Raw genomic sequence first — 18057 nt, 5'->3', positions numbered from 1 at the left:
TCGCGCATCAATGTCTCTCGCGAGGGCTCGGATCTGAACGCGACTGCACAACTTCCGCAGAGTTAAGCTGGTCTCCGGCTGGAGATTCGTCGAACCCTTTGCTGCAAGGCTCTGTTCAGCTCCGATTGGCTTCAGCGCGAGACGGCCGGTTCTTCCGGGACGTAGTGAGCTCAGCCGACGGGGTTGCCACACAGTCTACGGCTGTTCACGGGATGGTGGGAGTTCATTCTGGACTGGCTCCGGATACACCCGGATGCACATCCACGGACCGGGAACGTTCGCATTGGTCTCGAGTGACCCGCACATTGACACTCACCGCACGGCGCGGCCACGGTGTCACATTCAGTCGAAACGATTAGACTTCCCTGCCAATCCAGCTCAAATCACATTCGAGTCCCGACATGATCGGGACTGACAGAAAAGAACTATGACATCGGGCTCATCATCGTTCCACGCGGGCAAACATTTTGACAACCTCCAGAGATGGCTGGAAATGGAAGGGGAGGCCGAGCGTGAGCGAATGGCCGAGCGACGGCGCACGCAGTCGTCGGCATCAGCAGAACGATCGGGCGAAACCCTGCTGGACCTTGTCATCCGGAATCACACGACAGGTCTGGGAGGTCGCTATTTATTGACACTTGCCAAACGGCGGTCTCAGGAGCGAATGCCGTGGCATCGATTCAAATCGGGCAGTCCTGTGATTCTGTCAGAATGCGGGAATGGTGACGGCGATTCGGTTCAGGGTGTTGTTAGTTCACGCAGGGGCGACTCGGTGGAAGTCGCCGTCGATGACTGGCCGTCCGGCGATCGATTTCGTCTGGACCTGTCACCCGATGAGATTACTCGTAAGCGACAGTCCAGCTCGCTTGAAGTTGCCAGAAACGCTTCCGGGCGTCTGGCTCAATTGCGGGATTTACTTCTGGGAGAACGCGAACCCACATTCCACCCAAATCCCAAATTGCCGGCTCAGCTTTCAGAACGAATGAACGATTCACAACGCGATGCGATCGTCCACGCACTGGCAGCCAACGACCTGGCCATCATTCACGGGCCGCCGGGAACGGGCAAGACAACGACGGTGATCGAAGTCATTCGTCAACTGATTGCACGAGGGGAAAGAGTATTGGCCTGCGCGCCCAGCAATACTGCGGTCGATAATCTGCTGGAGCGGCTGCTTGCAGCCGGTGAGCCTGCTGTTCGGCTTGGTCATCCTGCCCGCGTTTCGGAAGATCTTCGTGAACATTCGCTTGATGCACTGGTCGAACAGCATGAAGCTATGTCTCTGGTCCGTCAGATGATGAGGGAGGCAGAACAGATAGAAAGGAAGGCGGACCGGTACACTCGTTCCAGGCCAGCACCCGGTCAGCGATGGCAACAGCGACAGGAAGCTCGCGAGCTCCGGCGCCAGGCGAGACTTCTGGAGCGGCAGGCGGTCAGTCATATACTGAAAGATGCCAGGGTCATTTGTGCGACGACAACATTCGATGATTCGATTCTGGATGACATGCGGTTTGATGTGCTGGTGATCGATGAAGCCTGTCAGAGTGTGGAGCCGGGATGCTGGGTTCCCCTGCGAAGGGCCGATCGTATCATTCTGGCTGGGGACCATCTGCAACTTCCTCCCACCATTCTGTCGGAACCCGCGGCGAAACAGGGATTCGCTGTCAGTCTGATGGAGCGGCTGGTCAATCATTTCGGCGACCCCGTCACCCGTCAACTGACCGTCCAGTATCGAATGCATGAGTCCATCATGGGGTTTTCGTCACAGCAGTTTTACGAAAACACATTGATTGCTGATGAGTCTGTTCGTCGGCATGTGCTGTCTGACCTGCCCCGGATACGCAGCGAACTTGTGGATGATACTCCTGTCGTCTTCATTGACACGGCGGGGACAGGCTGGAATGAAGAGCTGGAACCCGAAGGTCTTAGTAAGCTCAATCCACAGGAAGGTGAACTTGTGCTGAAACAGGTGAATGCGCTTTGTGAAGCAGGGTTGCCTGCCGCACAAATCGCTGTGATTGCTCCGTATGCCGCGCAGGTGAGGTGGCTGCGGCAGCACGCGGTGCAGCACCAACTGGAAATCGATACGGTCGATGGATTTCAGGGTCGAGAAAAAGAGGCGGTTGTGATTTCGCTGGTTCGGTCCAACAACATCGGCGAAATTGGTTTCCTGGCCGATGCCCGCCGCATGAATGTCGCGCTGACACGAGCGAGGCGAAAGCTGATTGTGGTTGGTGACAGTGCGACACTGGCGGCCGACGAATTCTTCCAGACGCTGTTGATGTGGTTCGAACAGAACGCACACTACCAGACGGCCTGGGAATTCATTGAGCAATAGTTGACCGGGGGCTCCAACTACATCACTTCAGCTGTTTCAATGCCAAGCAGGCCAAGGCCAATCTGAACACAGCGAGCCATCAGGTCGCACAGTTGCAGTCGGCTGTTTCGAATCTCATCGGATTCGGCGTCCTGAACGGAGCACTTCGCATAGAATTTGCTGAACTTATCGGACAATTCAAATAACCACGCCGTCATCATGTGTGGTCGGTACTCAGACAGCATGCTGTCGATGGCATAGTCGAACTGGAGCATTTGTATCACCAGATCACGCTCTTCCGGGCATGTGATCTGAATCTGACCTTCCATCCTCAGAGCATTACGATCGACGTCCAGTTTTCGAAAAATGCCACAGATGCGTGCATACGCGTACTGCATGTATGCGGCCGTATCTCCCGTCGTCGCCAGCATCTTGCTCCAGTCGAACTTATAGTCGCTGTCCCGATTGTGATGCAGGTCTGCGTACTTAATTCCGCCGATCCCCACGATTCGTGCAACCTCTGCTCGTTGTGCGGCGGTCAGTGGCGATCCTTCCCGCTTGTCATCGTTCTCATCCACAATTCTGCGCGCACGTGTGATTGCTTCTTCGATCAGGCTTTCGAGGCCAACATTGTCGCCAGACCGGGTCTTCAAAGGTTTTCCATCGTCACCAAGAACAGTCCCAAAACTTACGTGCTGGAATCTGGTGGTGGTTCCCATTTGACGGGCAGTCTCGAACAGCAACTGAAAATGCTCAGACTGGCGCTTGTCAACGACATACAGAATTTCATCCGCATGAAGTTCCGTCAGACGGTACTGGATCGTTGCCAGATCAGTGGTCGCGTAGGTGTAGGCACCGTCGGTCTTCTGAACAATAAACGGCGCCTTATTCCCTTCGATAAAGACGCAGGTTGCCCCTTCACTTTCGGATGCCAGGCCCTGTGTCTTCAGAGTTTCAATCACTCCCGGAAGCATGGGATTATAAAAGCTTTCCCCCAGTGTCAGATCGAACTGAATTCCCAGCTGATCGTACACCTGTTGGAGTGCCTGCAGACTGGCGGGAAGAAACTCATCCCAGAGTCGCCGATTATCTGCATCGCCCGCGTGCAGCTTGGCTGTTTCCTCGCGGGCTTTTCGTGCAATATCCGGATGCGAATCCGCCATCTCCTTCAGAACGGGAGAACTTTCGACAGCGTGGATTTTTTCATCGGCAGACTTCAGCGCCTCCGCCGCTGCGTCAAGCTGTTTTCTGAATTGAGCAACCTGCTTTTGCGCTTTCTTGTCATTCGAATCAGCCGCCGATTCGCAAGCCTGTAATTGCTGCTGAACCTGCTGGATGGCCGCCTCAAACTGAGAGCGTTTTGCAACGGTCGCATGATAATCAGACAGCTGATTCACCAGTTTGTACATTCGGGCGAGTTCAGCGACGGGATCGGATCTGTAGGCATCGGGATCTGCAAAGTTACGAAAGCCATAGATGATCATGCCAAACTGAGTGCCCCAGTCGCCAATATGGTTGTCGCTTGTCACTTTGTGCCCGGCGAAACGCAGTGTGCGACAGATGGCGTCGCCGATGACGGTACTTCGCAGGTGGCCGACATGCATTGGCTTGGCGACGTTCGGAGAAGAAAAATCAACAACGATATTCCGCGGTTCAGTTGCAACTTCGACACCCAGTCTTTCGTCTGTGACGACGGCGTTCACCCTTGCGACAAGAAACTCATCCTTCAGTTTCAGGTTGATGAAACCGGGGCCGGCGATTTCCGGTGGGTGACAAACGTCGGATACATCCAGGTGCTCAATGATGGCCGCTGCGATGTCCCGTGGGGGTCGACCGAGCTGCTTGCTGAGCGGCATGGCGCAATTGGCCTGAAAGTCGCCGAATCTTGTATCCTGCGCGACGCGAATCATCTCAAGCAACGAAGCCACGTCACTTGTGAGCGGTTGAAGGGCAGCCTGAAATCGGTCTTTCAGAAGATTCAGCAATGTCATGGATCAAGGCCAGTACACAAACGGACGAGGTCAAATGAGAACAGTTTCAGCAACGTCGCGAAACAGTGTTGCGACAACCATTCGTTTCAGGAGGTTCAGACTGCACTCGAATGACGTCGCTGTTTCTGCGAAGGGACGATTCTAGCGTGATACGGCACTGGTCCCAGCGAGCTGATACTGCGTGCTGGCAAGCTTTTCCCGAACCTGGTCCGTCGTTCTGTCTATTTCGTCCGGAGAGACATCCATCTGGCATCCAAACGCGAAAGCTGGCTGGCCGCCTGAAAATTAAAATTCGACACGTCCGTTACCAGCCGATGGCCATGTTTGCTTCGATCACTCGTTGTGCCTCGTGAAGATCTACGCCCGTGTCGAGCATGTAAAGGCGAATGGCATGCAGCTTGTCGCCGGAGGCACGCGCCAGACAATCCCTTGCGACATCACATGGTCGGACCTTGCCTTCCAGACCCAGCAGCCTTTTTGAAATCACCCAAATATCTCGCGGGCGTTTCGTAATTCGAACCACTTTCTCTTCCGGGTAGTGCTTCATCGCGATGTGTTCGGCCTGCTCAACACTTGAGGCCCAGCCAATCATGATGTGTGCTTCAGTTTCGATTTCGAACAGCGCCATCGCGGATTCCACGTTTTTAAGAGTACTTCGAGCGGAGAGGCAGGGGACAGTATATCAGGAACAACAATTCCACAAGATGTAGTATCCTGTGAGATGAGAAACCCGCTCTTGCAAAGGACGCAGACTTGCCATCAACAGGCTTTCCCCGGCGAACTCAGCTGGACATCCCGAGTTTGCGCGAGCCCCCGGACAGCCAGTGAAAACGGCCCCTCGCCAACACGCTGGAGAATCAAAAAGTCGAATCCGGGGCTTTCCGGTCAGGTGGTGCCTTCACCGGAAAAGTCGCCCCGTGATTGCAGCAGATTCGGTCCGGCGACTCGCAAATCCCCCTCACGTATGGTCATGCCAACGGAATCAAAATACTGTGCCAGCGGTACGGCGTGTTTTCGGGTCATCGTCCACGCGTCCCGCAACTGAGCGATCGTGGCAGGTCCATTCTGTTTCAGGAGCGTCGAGGCAGCAATCCTCGCTTTTTCGATGGCATCCGGAGTGAAGTGCAGCGATTCATCCACACGAATGAGCAATCCATCTTCCACGGCAATATCCAGCATCGCGCTGATCATCGAGAGTGGTTCGTTGAGTGAGTCTGCCAGTTCTTTCCGGGTGGGTGGCACGAGTTCGTGTTTTCGGACCTGTTCCAGAATCTGGTTCAGTGCCATGGACTGCTTTTTTGTGAGCTGGTGTTCGCTGCCAGCGACGGCAAGGTTCGGGCCAAGCGGTACCAACTTCTTATCGTGGATCAGCAATTCAAATACAGACGCAGTTAATTGCTCGTCCAGCAGATCGTGGCAGGCACTTTGGAGGAGTCTGCGAGAACGGGATCGCCCGGGCGGATGGGCCGCGATTTCTTTTCGGACACAGGACAGAATGGTGCGGGAATAGCCTTGCAGTCGTTCTCTGTGGACAAGCAGACCGGGCTCTTTGGAGCCAATTCTTACCAGTCGACCGATCTTCAGCAATTCCTGCAATGCTGACTCAACGTCTGCCAGCGAACAGCCCGATCGAATCGCTGTTTCACGCAGATCATCGGGGACCATCGGCAGAAGCGATATGACAGAAGAAACACGTTCGATCGCCGAAAGATTCTGAAGGCCCGTCGCCAGTCGAATCGCCTCACGGTTTCGCAGTCGTGCTGGACACAAAGGATCCAGAATCAGCCCTCCGCCAATGGTCGCTGCCGGGGCCAACCGCCGAAGAATAAAACGCTGGCCATGGGAAGCGATGACGGCCTGCTGCAACACGATTTGAGAGATCAGTCCGCCAGAAGAACTTTGCGATCGGACGATTTCGTCCTGGTCTGTGTCAGTTGCGGATACGTCATCGGACTTGATCACAATCCGGCAGGGGATTTCTGCCGTGCCAATGTGGATCATCGCGTTGAGCCTGCCCCGCGCGATGAGCGTCTCATTCAATCCATCCAGTTGGGCCAAAAGCCGCTGTGTTGGACGAAACCAGCCGGGCGTTACCAACTCAACACCGCGTGGAACCTGTTCGGGGCGTATCGACGCGAGATTCACAGCCGTTCTCTGTCCGGCTTCGGCAGAATCCGCGGCGCGATGATGGGTTTGGACGCTTCGGACACGAACCTCAAGCTGTTCAGGTTGCAATATCAGTCGATCGCCCGCTTCCACCTGACCGGAAATAGCAGACCCCGTGACGACCGTGCCATGCCCGGCAAGTGAGAACGATCGATCAACCGGTAAACGGAAGACGGGCCATTGCGCCGTACGTTTTGGGAGCTGCCCGGCAGCGCGAACAATTGCAGACCGTAAATTCTCTATCCCATCGCCTGATTCAGAGGAGACACAAACGATTTCGGCATGTTGAAGGAAGGTGTTTCTTGTCAGTTCTGCGACATCCAGCCGGACCAGCTCAATCATGTCTGAATCGACCAGGTCACATTTCGTGATCACAACCAGTCCGCAGGAAATTCCAAGCCACTGCATGATTTGCAGATGTTCGCGGGTCTGTGGCATCACAGAATCGTCAGCCGCTATAACAAGTACGGCAATGTCGATTCCCGTAGCGCCGGCCACCATATTGCGCACGAATCTGCGGTGCCCGGGAACGTCAACTACTCCGAAGACAAAATCATCCGTCTGCCAGTTGGCAAATCCCAGGTCAATCGAAATTCCGCGTCGTTTTTCTTCCGGAAGTCGATGTGTATCAATCCCGGTCAGTGCGGCAACGAGGCGAGTTTTTCCATGATCGATATGACCAGCCGTCCCCAGAATGACGGGCCGCCTTTCACCACTCATCGCTCGGGACTCTCGTATCTGGATTGTGATGGCATGTTGAAATTGTGACGAACACCATTCTGGAACCGCAACCGAGGTTGGCTTCTTCAGATTCTGAAACGATAAGACTCTTCAATCCGACTCCGGATCGTTCGCCGGTTTCTCGCGTTGGGTTCCAGTTACGTTCGAACCCGACTATGGTACTCTGGCAGGTCGGAGCTGACTTTCAAAGTGCCGAAGGAAGTCTGCCACAAGACGGCATGCTCTAACACTTGAAACCACATGTTCGTCTCAGGAAGTGTACGCAGATCTGGTGACTGCCCTGGTCTTCAAAACCAGTGTGGCGGCTGAAAAGTCGCCAGGTGGGTTCGATTCCCATCCACTTCCGTTCGATCACTTTACCGATGTCTGCCCGGTGCATCCCACGAGATGAGGTTGTTGCCTGAAGTGGCGGTGGCTGAAGTGGCGGTGGAGCGAACCGCAGGCTTTGGGAAAGCAGAATCATCGGATTGACGGCAAATACTTTGTGGCTGCACATCAGACACGGGCGGGCGTCTCCGGCAGGTGCCAGTCGCCATCTCGCGAGGAATACGCGCCATCAATCAACAGGTCGTTCGTTGAGGGGAAGTGTCTTGTCCTGGTTTCGGGCAAACTCCAGGGGCAACCCAGAATCAATCCGGATCTGCGCCGCGCCGAATCAGCGAAACAATCTTTTGCAGTTTAGCTGCCCGTTGAAAAATCGGGACGGCATGCTGGAAGGCTGTAAGCCGTTGTGTTTTGAGGTCTCCTGCTCGAGCCAGTCCCGTTTTTCAAGAGGCTGTTTGCGGCGTGACTATTCCTGGACGCGCGAGCAACGCCATTTCCAGTGTCGTCCCTGGCTATCGACGAAACGTCCTGACCATTCGCCCGGGCGGTCCATTGACAGGTAAGCAACACCCGTGATCCGGAGTTCATTTCCGGGGCTGGCCGGTTCGGAGTGTGGGAAGACGCGGAAGTCCTTCAGGACTGTTCGGGTCTTCCTGTCCTTCGGGTAGTTCATGCCCACGCGTTTGCTCATGGCATCATCCGAAGGCGTTTCTTTTTGAAAGACGCGACCATTCGAAATTCTGTAAGTTCCGCGATATCGCTGCGCTTTCCCGGAGCGGTTTTCAATCGAGAACCTCCAGACGGCTCCGTCGAAATTGTTCTGCGGAGTTGGATTTGCCGAGGCAGCGAAGATCACCGTGCAGGCTAAATTGTCGTGCAGCAGCAGCACCGCGAAAATAACCAGCACGATGCAGCGGGCAGACCGGGGAACGGGGCCTGGGTGGCGGTGTTGCGTTGTCATGGGTACACTCCCGGAGGGTTTGGGGTGATATGGCCATGTGGACCGTGAATTGAATCTTTGAATCGGTGGGGGAATTCCGATTTCACAACATTTCAGGATGACCGATTGCCTGAGGTACATTCGCTGAGTAGAGTCGGGGGGTGTGGAAAGCAAAGAGTTTCTACCCCGACAACATTACGACGGGTATCTACACGCACTTGGTTGAGGGGTTCAGGAATGTCTTCACAAGATGGCGCTGCTACCACGTCTGGTCGCTCTCTTGATAATGGCCCCGTTACCAGTGCCACTTTGCTGGAACGATTGAAATCGTGGGAAGACACGGCTGCCTGGAAGACTTTTGTGAGCAGTTACGGCCATTTGCTTGAACGCTGGTCCCGTCGAAAACTCAATAATTCTGCGGATGTCGAAGAGGTGAACCAACAGGTTCTCTGGGAGCTCGCCCGCAGGTTAACTGTTTTTCACTACGATCCACGGATGTCATTTCGCGGCTGGCTGCGAACACTGCATCAGAGCCGGCTGCTGGATTATCTGAAACTGGAGAAACGTCGAACCATACGAGAAGCAGGGCTCGCTCAAATCTATTTGCAAAAGCAAGGCACTCATGAGCGTTCAGTTTCCCTCGATACAACAGATGAAATGCCTGATAAACTATGTGTTTCTGATGAGATGCGAAGTGCCACATTGATATCGGAGCGTGTTCGAGCTCGGGTTAGTCCGCGGACCTGGGCTGTTTTTCATGACATAGCGATTGAGGGGCAATCGATTTCGGAGACTGCTCAACGCCACTCCATGCGATATGCCTCTGCATTCGCGGCATACTCTCGCGTCTGCCGGCAATTGCGTCAGGAAGCGGCAAAATGATGCGAAACGGTTCGCAGCACTGCCCGGACCATTCTGTCCTGCGGAACCTGGGCAACTGCGACTTAGATGACGATGGTTCCCAACGGCCTGATGAGCAACTTGAACAACACATTGAATCCTGCGTTCGATGTCAGGAATTCCTGCAGGACCTGGCGTCAGCGGAACGCGAAACGGTCACCCCACTGCTAAAGGGCGTTGATCGATCGGATGTTGATTTGGACGTAAATCCGCTGCCCGAAATCGAAGGGTTTCGGCTGGAACGTGAACTCGGGCGTGGAGGTGGTTCGGTCGTCTATCTTGCAGAAGACCTGACGACGTCCAGGCTGATTGCTCTCAAACGTATTCACGTTGACGCGAAGAGCAACGAAGCCGAAAGGCTCCGATGGCTGGATGAAGTTCGCATTGCGGCAAAGATGGAACATCACAACGTCGTCCGGCTGTATCGCGTGGAAGAAACGCCGGAGTGTTTTCTTCTGGTTTTCGAGTATGTTGCGGGTGGCACTCTCAGAAGCTGGCTGGATCAACCGGCGACTCCTCTGCAGATCGCTCAGTTTATCAGTGTCATTGCCAGTGCCGTCGATCAGATCCACAAGCGAGGCGTGCTTCACCTTGACCTGAAGCCTTCGAATATCCTGATCGATGTTTCAGCGGGAACGACGTGGGACAGTATCGTTCCCAAGGTAGCGGACTTTGGAATTGCAAGTTCGCGTCAGTCGCAGTCGACAGATGCTGGCAGGGAACGCCAGATTCGAGGCACACCAAGTTACATGGCTCCGGAGCAGGTCCTTGGTGACCCGACTTTGTTATCACCGGCCACTGACGTCTATGGGCTCGGTGGAATCCTGTTTACTTTACTCACGGGGGTTCCTCCATTTTGCGGAGAAACCTCCACCGGTGTTGTCCGGCAGGTGATGGATGCCGAGATTGATTGGGGAACTTCCGGCTTGGACAAGATACCGGAAGGCCTGCGGCAGATGACAGAACGGTGTCTTGCAAAGCATCCTGAAGACCGATACGAATCCTGTGCTCATCTGGCTTTGGAACTGCAGTCGTGGATTGTCAGGCAGCACTCGGCGGGTACTCACGGCATCCGTTTTCTGATTCCCGCCATCCTCCTTGTGTTGGTCCTGGTTCTTGCGTTGAACCGGCCTGGCTCTTCCCCGAACGGGTTGAAATCGTCTGCGGAACCTTCAAACGCAGTGGTGTCGGGAGCTTCGATACCACTGACTATTAACGAATGGGCGGACGAGATTACTCGGGATGCTGCCGCTTTCGGCCCGGACCGTGCGGCGAGACTACTGGAATCAACTCGTTTTCATAATCGTCGTGTGTTGTCTGAATCCCCGGTTTCGTTCGAAGATTGCCTGAGATATGGCACTTTGGAATTGCGAGCGGCCGAACGTTTCACGGAAGGCTTAAATAAGACGATGCACGCGGTTGCAGTGGACTTACTGGATACATCGGTTGAGCTGCTGAAGAAGGCGAACGAACTTCAGCCGGACGATCAGGTCGCACTCACTGAGTTAATTGCTGCGAGATTCATGTATGGCTATCTGCGCGACACCAGTGATGTCATTGTCCCTCAGAGACGCTTCGAACAGTTTCGTCGTAATGGAAGAATTCTTGTCGACACTGCTCCCCTGCTGAATCGACTCAGGGACAACAGATCGAGGGTTTTCTGGGCGGTGTCTTTTATTGACTACTTTCGTTCTCTGACGTGGGATTTTCGCTGGAGCCGTGAATCGACAGAAGCAGCCATGTTCGAGACATACGAACTCGAATTCTGGGACCAGCTTTCCGATGCCAGCGAAAGCCCCGATCTTTGGATTCGTCATGGCCTGTTTCCATCGCGCGTTCAGGACAATGACTGGCCTGAATTGTCTTTGGGAGACTGGGTGCTTGAGGAAAATCAACTCAATCTGGATCAGGAGAAACTGTTCGCATTTATGGGCGATCAGTTTTGGTGCATGGAATCATCTGTCGGCACAGAGCATTCAGGCGGCAAATTTCTGGACGCTTTGTCGGCCTCCAGCAGCCAGATCATCCTGGACAACACATTGCAGTTTATGGAGCAACAACAGATCCGGGATCAGGATCTGCTGCTGGATGTCCTTCACGGCCGGCTGACCAGCTCGATCACAGGGATCAGTACGTACCTCCGTCGGCAGGGATTACTGGACGACGCAGAAGTAATTCAGAAAGCGTACCTGTCTCTTGCCGAAGAGTGTGTCTCTCGATTTCCTCGCAATGAACACAGTTATCTCTGCGTTTGCGAAGCGCATCTGCAGGCATGGAAGAATGCATTACGACGTAATGATGATGAGTCAGCGATTATCGCTCTGAAGGCGTCACTTTCCGCCGCTGAAAAAGCTCTGGAAGTGGCTCCTGATTCTCCCCGGGCGCGATTTCAGGTTGCGGATCGAATTAAGCGGCTGACGCGTTTCCAAAAACAGGATGACCACAGCCAGGCACGAACCAAATGAATTTGGCCTGCGGCTACTGATCCTGTGGCAGGTTGGCTTCAGTCAGAAAGTTTGCGGCGTCAGAGGCTTGAAACGATTTGCGGGATGATTACCAGTGAATTGTGTAGGACGCCTCTGTTGCTGTGTTCGCCTTCAGCGGCAAAAGCAGAAGTAATTCATTTCCCTGGCTCGACTTTCGAGAGATGACCTGTCCATGGATACTTCGGATGCGGATTGCGTTGTCGATGACCCATTCGCCATCGGTTTGTTCGATCAGTTCTCCCGTCGCGATGCGAATGCAGGCGTTTGGAGTGTCAGAAGCGGGCGTCAGTGTGATCGTGCGGGTCAGTTCAGCATCCGGTTCCGCTGACTGTGCTTTGATTTGATCATGCACTGTGATGCCATCGGGAGTTCGGAAGCGAAATGCTGGCACGCCACTCTTGTCCAGGGTATATCCGAGGAACCGGTAACCCATTTCGCGAGCATTGTCGGATGGCCATTTGGAATCGGTCGACGGAAGCACAGCCACTGCGGGGCCGGAGGGAAGCGTCATCATGTGGTCGCCCAGAGGAGCCTGAAAGCCCGGCCCGCGCCCGACCCAGTGCTTTGAGGCGTCGATAAAGGCTCCGTGCCAGATGAGCCGCATGTTCATTTGCTCTGCATCCCACGCAAAGTGAGCCTTTTCGGGAAATGCGACGGCGATGCCGCGAGGAGAGAGTCCTTCGATAAAGTTGCGATAAATCAAAGGCCGTTCTTTTGCGACGAGTTCGATGGCCTGCGTTTGTAATCCCGATGGGATCTTCGCCTGCTTGCCGTCTTCGAGATATTTCCAGATGGCTTCGATCTGAGTGGGAGCTGTTCCATCCAGAATCTTTGGGACGACGGACTTGCCATTGGGCCAGGCTGCCGGCATGCGAGTTCCCGGGCGATAGGCCTGTGGGTTCGACAGATAACGATGGAACCAGTCACGCCGAAGGCGCTTTGTCATGGTGGTCATGTCAATCGATTGAATTCCAGTGGCGGCAAACTTATCGAAGTAGTGGCACTTAATGCACGACAGTGCCTGATCGCCGATCATCAGGCGAGCGTCTGCTTTTACGCGGTGTTCAGCTTCGGCAAATTCAACCGGATCAACCTCGTTTTTTTGGTCGCCCTCCAGCATTGTCAGCAGGGCTCCCACATTGCTCGCACCGAATTTGGGCATACGAGTCGCCATGTACGGTCGATCTTTCGCGCCTTCGTTGAGGACATGTTTCAGCCAGTCCGGGTTGAGTTTGTCACCCACGCCATTCAGATGTGGTGGAATTCTGCCTTCATCGCCCATTTCCGGAATGCTGCCGGTGAACAGTTCGTTGAATTCATTCGGTACGCCGCCAAGTCCGTCCCGCTGGTGACACGTGTAACAGTTCAGAGTTGTCATAATCCGGGTGATGGCCTGTTCCCGGGTTGCTGTCTCGGTGGTTTTGTTCTGATCGGCTTCGATGGCAGATACTATGTCGCTGCGTTGTTGTTCGGTAAGCGCGAAGACAGGAACGTTGCTCCCGGCCGAAGGTGACAAACAACCCTGGGTTGACCTGATGTTCTGGAACGTTGGCGCTGTTTTCGTCCATTGGATCTTCTGGTCACCCTGGCCATGTTGGTGGCAGGCGGCACAACCAAGCGATGCAAAGAGTTGACGCCCTTCTTCGATCAGACTGCTGTCAGTCTCAGGTGTTGCGTCTTCAGGAGCGGCAGGCTGTCGATCGACGGTCATCAGAGCGGCCATCGGTTGGCGAGCGAGGCCGTTTCCGGAGATCTCGACTTTCAATTCTTCCTGTCCATGATACTCAAAATACTCCACGACAACTTCGTGCGGACCTGCATTCATTTGATGGCGAGCCGTCTCGTTGCCGGCCGGATGAATTCCGTCCGCGACAAGGACAGGCTGTCCGTCTATGAGGACGCGGCTGCCATCGTCACTGCTGAGGTGGATACGATATTGTCCCTCTTTCGGAATCTGCAGGAACCCGCTGAACCGTAATGCGAAAGTTTCTCTGCGTGACGAAGCTTCGACAGTGATGTCCGTCGTGAGTCCGGTGGAGACAGGTGTTAGCTGACTGAAGTCAGGCAGCTGTTCCCAGCTTCCATGGTATTCTTCAAAGCGAACATTCGCCTGCACTCTGGACTGGTCGAGATCTCTCAGAAGATAACTGGTGACGTCGCGAAGCTCCTCAGGCGAAAGATTCAGTGATGGCATTCGGCCTGATGGGCGAACAGCATGGGGGTTGCTGAGAAAACTGCTCAGTGAGGTCAGCGAATACTTTTCGGACAGATTTCCAAGTGGCATCGCGAATGCAGGACGATCCACAGCGGCCTGACGCTGGTCACCGTGACAGGCAGCACAGCCAATGGAGCGGAAGAGCTTTTCTCCACGCCGGGCAGAATCGGCACCGATCGCCATGTACCGAAAGGTCGAGTCGCTCGCCAGGAACGCTGCCAATGCTTCTGCGTTTTCGTTGGGCTTGCCATCTTTTGATTGCAGAGCAGCAAAGGCAGGCATCGCCGTTCCGGGTTTGATGTGTTGTGGATCTGCAAGAAATGTTTTCAGGAAATCCACCGAAACGCGATTCCCTGCATTTGTCAGTACGGGGGCTTCGCGGGGAGGCAAGACCTGATCGTTCATCCTGCCATGACACGACTGACAGTTGAGTTCTGAGATCAGTAGTCGCCCCGCTTCCGCCGGTGATAAATGTGCCACTCGAAATCGTTCATAACCAGGCACAATTGCGTGAGAATCGGCCATCGCTTCTGCATCGACGGAGCACGTCAGGATCAGGAAGGTTGATGCGATGCACAGTGACAGCATTTGTCGGTTGGACTGGATATTCATTTGGAACAGGTCTGTATGCAGAGGCTTCGATTGTGTGGGAAGGCGTTCCCAGAGTATCTTTGGACGGGGTGGGGGGTGGCATGAATGATGAACAAAGCCTCACAGCGATGCAATGCTGCCAACGTTACCGTTTCACGAACGGAACCTCATCAATGCAGGAAACACTGTGCAGTTAAGTCGGCGCAATTAAGTCGGCGACTGGACTCCCCGAAAAATTTCCCGGTGGGAGCTTCCGGGATTTCATGAAAGTTGTCACCGACGAACAATGGTCAGCGCTGTGAGGACACGGTCGAGTCTACAAATGAAGGATAATCCAGCATGAAGACGTGGGTGAAGTTTCTTTTTGTGGTCGGGTTGTTTTCGGGCTCTCTGCAGGCCAGAGATTACAAGCTGTATTATCTGGGCGGCCAGTCGAACATGGATGGATTCGGTTATGTCAGGGAATTGCAGGGCCCGAACACGGCACCGGTTTCCGGGGTGATGATTTTTCATGGCAATCAGGGCCTTGATGGTCAGCCTGTTGACGGCCGTGGTGTCTGGTCAGAACTGAAGCCCGGCTACGGAACCGGGTTTAAGTCCGATGGGATCCAGAACACATTGTCGGATCGCTTCGGTGTCGAACTGTCATTTGCACGCCGCCTCCGGGAACTCGACCCGGATTCTAATATTGCCATCGTTAAGTACTCACGCGGGGGCACATCCATCGCTGCGGATGCAGAGGCCGCAAAGATCTTTGGTTGCTGGGAGCCAGACTTTCATGTTGCAGGCGGACGTCATGGTGACATCAATCAGTATGATCATTTCCTGGCCACACTTCGAAATGCGTTTGCGATCAGGGATATCGATGGCGACGGTGAAAGTGACACCCTGATCCCGGCGGGTATTATCTGGATGCAGGGTGAAAGTGACGCAGGAGATGAAGATGTCGCCCGACGTTACGAAGCAAATCTGAAGCGGTTGATGGACCTGATTCGAGCAGCTTTGCGAAAGGATGATCTGCGCGTTGTGATCGGGCGCATTTCGGATTCCGGCAAGGACGACTACGAACAGGCCAGTGCTAATGGCAGAGTTTGGGAGTATGGGGAGCAGGTTCGAAAAGCGCAGTCGGACTTCGTTCAACGCGACGAAAATGCGGCGATCGTGACAACAACCGACGCATACGGGTACTCCGACCCCTGGCACTATGATTCGGCAGGATATCTGGATTTGGGTGCCAGATTTGCTGATGCCGTTGTTCAGGACGCTGAAGAAGACTAAGCCAGGTCGACAGTCGCGCGGGGGTGTTTCTGTGAGAGCGGTTTCTGTGATGAACGGATCAAACGACGGAATCTCATGATTCCGCTTGCATTTCCCAGATTCCACCCGCTGCAATGCTGTGGATGGTTCGCGTGAGTCTGATTTGGTTTTGGCGATTCCTGCCGGGATGTGGGGGCACCCAGGATGGACTACCGATATTCCAGTCGTTCGGGTTCGCTGCAACAGAGCGACTGGTCCGAGGACCAGGTGCTGGATACGCTGAATGAAGCGTCTCCAGGGAATACCTCCACGAACGTAGCCGATATCGCCGGACCTGGCGGCTCTGTTTCCCGGCGGATTCGACCGTCCTTCCCGGATTCCGAAATCAGACGTCGACTCCGGACTGTGCCGAAGTCACTTGTATGTGTGTTACCGGCATCCGTTCTCTGGGAACACCGCGTCGTTCCGATCATTTTCGATCAGATTGAAGATACGTACTACATCGTCGCGCAGGATGCGGATGACATTGCGCTGATGGACAAATTGTCTTTCCTGCTGGCAAAGAACGTCGTTCTGGTTCCGGGGCATGCGGATCATATCGTTCAGACGCTTGTGCGGCTGAATCTCAAATCTGCGTCGGAATCTGCGGACTCGATGTTGAGTGAATTCACCGATACGTCGGTGTCCTCCAGGTCTGCAGACGATGACGAGTTCCTTTCCGATGTCGCGCCGGCTTCGGAACGGGTGCGGCATTCAGCGAAAAGATCGAGGGCGGAATTCAGACGAGGGCCGAATCCCGAGTCGAATGTCCGTGGCTATGATCTTTATTCATCTAATTCCACAGTGAGAAAGACCAGGGGGCGGGGTATGCTTTACTATACGATCGACGATGGTGAACGTGTTCTGCGCACATCTCTCAGCGGAGAACGCGACCTGCTTGTCGGCCCTCGACGAGTCTGGATCGGTCGCAATCGCTTCGAAGCCCTGACACACCATGTGGCCCATCCCGGGCAGTTTCTGATTGTTCGTTTTCTTGATGGATCGCAGCAGCATCTTCCGGGCCCTGCTGAGCTCTGGGAAGACCCCCGAATTCACGAGTCGATCTCGACAGAAGATTGCCTGCAACTGGCGGCGAGGGAAGCGGTCGTTGTCTATTCGCGTAAGTCCGAAATGCCCTCGGAAACGGATCGTCGACTTGTGCATGGACCGGCAATGTTCACACCACAGCCTGGTGAATGGCTGCATAGTTTTTCCTGGCATGCTTCTCCCGGCGGGCATCTTGGGGTTCAGAAGATTCCCAACTCCCTCCGTTTTCAGAAACTGTGGCTGATGCCGGATCAGATGTATCACGACGTACCTGATGTACGAACGTCTGACAACGCCGTGATTGTGATTCGATTGATGGTCTTCTTTGAACTGATTCATATCGAACGAATGCTGGATTCGACGCGGGATCCCATCGGGGATTTTGTGAATGCTGCCACTGCTGACGTTGTTGAGTTCACTGGCAGGCTTTCGTTCGAAGAATTCAAGCAGGCGACTGGTCGTTTGAACGATCCTGGCACTTATCGAACTTTACTCTCCCGGGCTGAGCAGATCGGCTATCGTGTTAACAACGTGGTATATCGGGGATACGGGGCAGCCGAATCCCTGCAGAAGATGCACGATCAGGCGATTGAAGCACGCACTCGGTTGCAGCTGGATCGTGCGACGGAGGAACAAACTCAGGATCTTGAAAACTATCGCCTTCAGAGTCAGCTCAGCCGAGCCAGTATGCGTCGTCAGGAGCAATCCTCCGAGGTACAGCATGCGATTGAAATGGATCAGAAAAAGCGAGTTGCCGATTTGGAGCACGCAGAACGACAACGCGAATTTGAGCGACGACAACGTGAAGCGACCGATCAGCAGAGGGAAGCGGCTATGCAGCGAGTCAACCAGATTCAGCAGCAACATCTTGTCTCGCTGAAGCAAATGGGGGTCGACCTGACAGCTTACCTCACGCAGAACCGTGCGGACCAGGTCATCGAATTGCGTGGTCAGGCCACTTCGCCGCAGCTGCACCTTTCATCCAGAAGCACAGAGCAATCGTCGCCAAATGCAGAGTCAGAGGCCGATTAAAATATCCGATG

General features: G+C 54.4%; 10 protein-coding genes and 1 tRNA gene. 6 read left to right on the top strand and 5 right to left on the bottom strand.

All coding sequences use genetic code 11. The features are described 5' to 3' along the window. Window positions 1-427 precede the first annotated feature (427 nt). The gene (locus R3C20_18315) at window positions 428-2338 is read left to right on the top strand and encodes an IGHMBP2 family helicase (protein ID MEZ6042458.1); all 1911 of its coding nucleotides are present in this window, start codon (window positions 428-430) and stop codon (window positions 2336-2338) included. 17 nt (window positions 2339-2355) lie between these two features. Here R3C20_18315 and argS read toward each other — a convergent pair whose 3' ends face one another. From argS to selB, 3 genes are all read right to left on the bottom strand, one after another. Further along, on the bottom strand, window positions 2356-4308 hold the full coding sequence (gene argS / locus R3C20_18310) for an arginine--tRNA ligase (protein ID MEZ6042457.1): 1953 nt from the start codon (window positions 4306-4308) through the stop codon (window positions 2356-2358). A 304-nt stretch (window positions 4309-4612) separates the two neighbouring features. After that, window positions 4613-4936, bottom strand: a complete 324-nt coding sequence (locus R3C20_18305) for a DUF6793 family protein (GenBank protein ID MEZ6042456.1) — start codon at window positions 4934-4936, stop codon at window positions 4613-4615. A 257-nt stretch (window positions 4937-5193) separates the two neighbouring features. After that, window positions 5194-7194: a selenocysteine-specific translation elongation factor gene (gene selB / locus R3C20_18300; protein MEZ6042455.1), complete on the bottom strand. Its 2001-nt coding sequence runs from the start codon at window positions 7192-7194 to the stop codon at window positions 5194-5196. Between the two features lie 273 nt (window positions 7195-7467). On the opposite strand from selB, the gene R3C20_18295 reads away from it, so the two are divergent. Next, window positions 7468-7561 (top strand) — tRNA-Sec (locus tag R3C20_18295). Between the two features lie 444 nt (window positions 7562-8005). Here R3C20_18295 and R3C20_18290 read toward each other — a convergent pair. After that, window positions 8006-8500, bottom strand: a complete 495-nt coding sequence (locus R3C20_18290) for a hypothetical protein (protein ID MEZ6042454.1) — start codon at window positions 8498-8500, stop codon at window positions 8006-8008. Between the two features lie 216 nt (window positions 8501-8716). Here R3C20_18290 and R3C20_18285 point away from each other — a divergent pair, with 216 nt between their 5' ends. Together R3C20_18285 and R3C20_18280 are read left to right on the top strand one after the other, a co-directional pair. Further along, window positions 8717-9361, top strand: coding sequence for a sigma factor (locus tag R3C20_18285; protein MEZ6042453.1), 645 nt, complete (start codon window positions 8717-8719; stop codon window positions 9359-9361). Continuing rightward, the gene (locus tag R3C20_18280) at window positions 9358-11844 is read left to right on the top strand and encodes a serine/threonine-protein kinase (protein MEZ6042452.1); all 2487 of its coding nucleotides are present in this window, start codon (window positions 9358-9360) and stop codon (window positions 11842-11844) included. The genes R3C20_18285 and R3C20_18280 overlap by 4 nt, the downstream gene beginning before the upstream one ends. A gap of 88 nt (window positions 11845-11932) precedes the next feature. Here the strand turns inward: R3C20_18280 and R3C20_18275 are convergent, their stop codons facing one another. Continuing rightward, window positions 11933-14692 carry a c-type cytochrome gene (locus R3C20_18275; protein MEZ6042451.1) on the bottom strand — a complete coding sequence of 920 codons (2760 nt, stop codon included), beginning with the start codon at window positions 14690-14692 and terminating at the stop codon, window positions 11933-11935. Window positions 14693-15010: 318 nt separating this feature from the next. Between R3C20_18275 and R3C20_18270 the strand changes: the two genes are divergently transcribed. Both R3C20_18270 and R3C20_18265 read left to right on the top strand, forming a co-directional pair. Further along, complete coding sequence (locus R3C20_18270) at window positions 15011-15949, top strand: sialate O-acetylesterase (GenBank protein MEZ6042450.1); 939 nt, start codon at window positions 15011-15013, stop codon at window positions 15947-15949. Window positions 15950-16132: 183 nt separating this feature from the next. Beyond that, window positions 16133-18046 carry a hypothetical protein gene (locus tag R3C20_18265; protein MEZ6042449.1) on the top strand — a complete coding sequence of 638 codons (1914 nt, stop codon included), beginning with the start codon at window positions 16133-16135 and terminating at the stop codon, window positions 18044-18046. Window positions 18047-18057: the final 11 nt, after the last annotated feature.

This window comes from Planctomycetaceae bacterium (genome assembly GCA_041398825.1).
GTDB lineage: Bacteria > Planctomycetota > Planctomycetia > Planctomycetales > Planctomycetaceae > F1-80-MAGs062.
This window is presented reverse-complemented; position numbering and strand designations above follow the sequence as displayed.

Bases quoted from the DNA above. Each gene is read 5' to 3' on its own strand.
- R3C20_18315 (MEZ6042458.1), top strand. From the start codon at position 428: ATGACATCGGGCTCATCATCGTTCCACGCGGGCAAACATTTTGACAAC.
- argS (MEZ6042457.1), bottom strand. From the start codon at position 4,308: ATGACATTGCTGAATCTTCTGAAAGACCGATTTCAGGCTGCCCTTCAA.
- R3C20_18305 (MEZ6042456.1), bottom strand. From the start codon at position 4,936: ATGGCGCTGTTCGAAATCGAAACTGAAGCACACATCATGATTGGCTGG.
- selB (MEZ6042455.1), bottom strand. From the start codon at position 7,194: ATGAGTGGTGAAAGGCGGCCCGTCATTCTGGGGACGGCTGGTCATATC.
- R3C20_18290 (MEZ6042454.1), bottom strand. From the start codon at position 8,500: ATGACAACGCAACACCGCCACCCAGGCCCCGTTCCCCGGTCTGCCCGC.
- R3C20_18285 (MEZ6042453.1), top strand. From the start codon at position 8,717: ATGTCTTCACAAGATGGCGCTGCTACCACGTCTGGTCGCTCTCTTGAT.
- R3C20_18280 (MEZ6042452.1), top strand. From the start codon at position 9,358: ATGATGCGAAACGGTTCGCAGCACTGCCCGGACCATTCTGTCCTGCGG.
- R3C20_18275 (MEZ6042451.1), bottom strand. From the start codon at position 14,692: ATGAATATCCAGTCCAACCGACAAATGCTGTCACTGTGCATCGCATCA.
- R3C20_18270 (MEZ6042450.1), top strand. From the start codon at position 15,011: ATGAAGACGTGGGTGAAGTTTCTTTTTGTGGTCGGGTTGTTTTCGGGC.
- R3C20_18265 (MEZ6042449.1), top strand. From the start codon at position 16,133: ATGGACTACCGATATTCCAGTCGTTCGGGTTCGCTGCAACAGAGCGAC.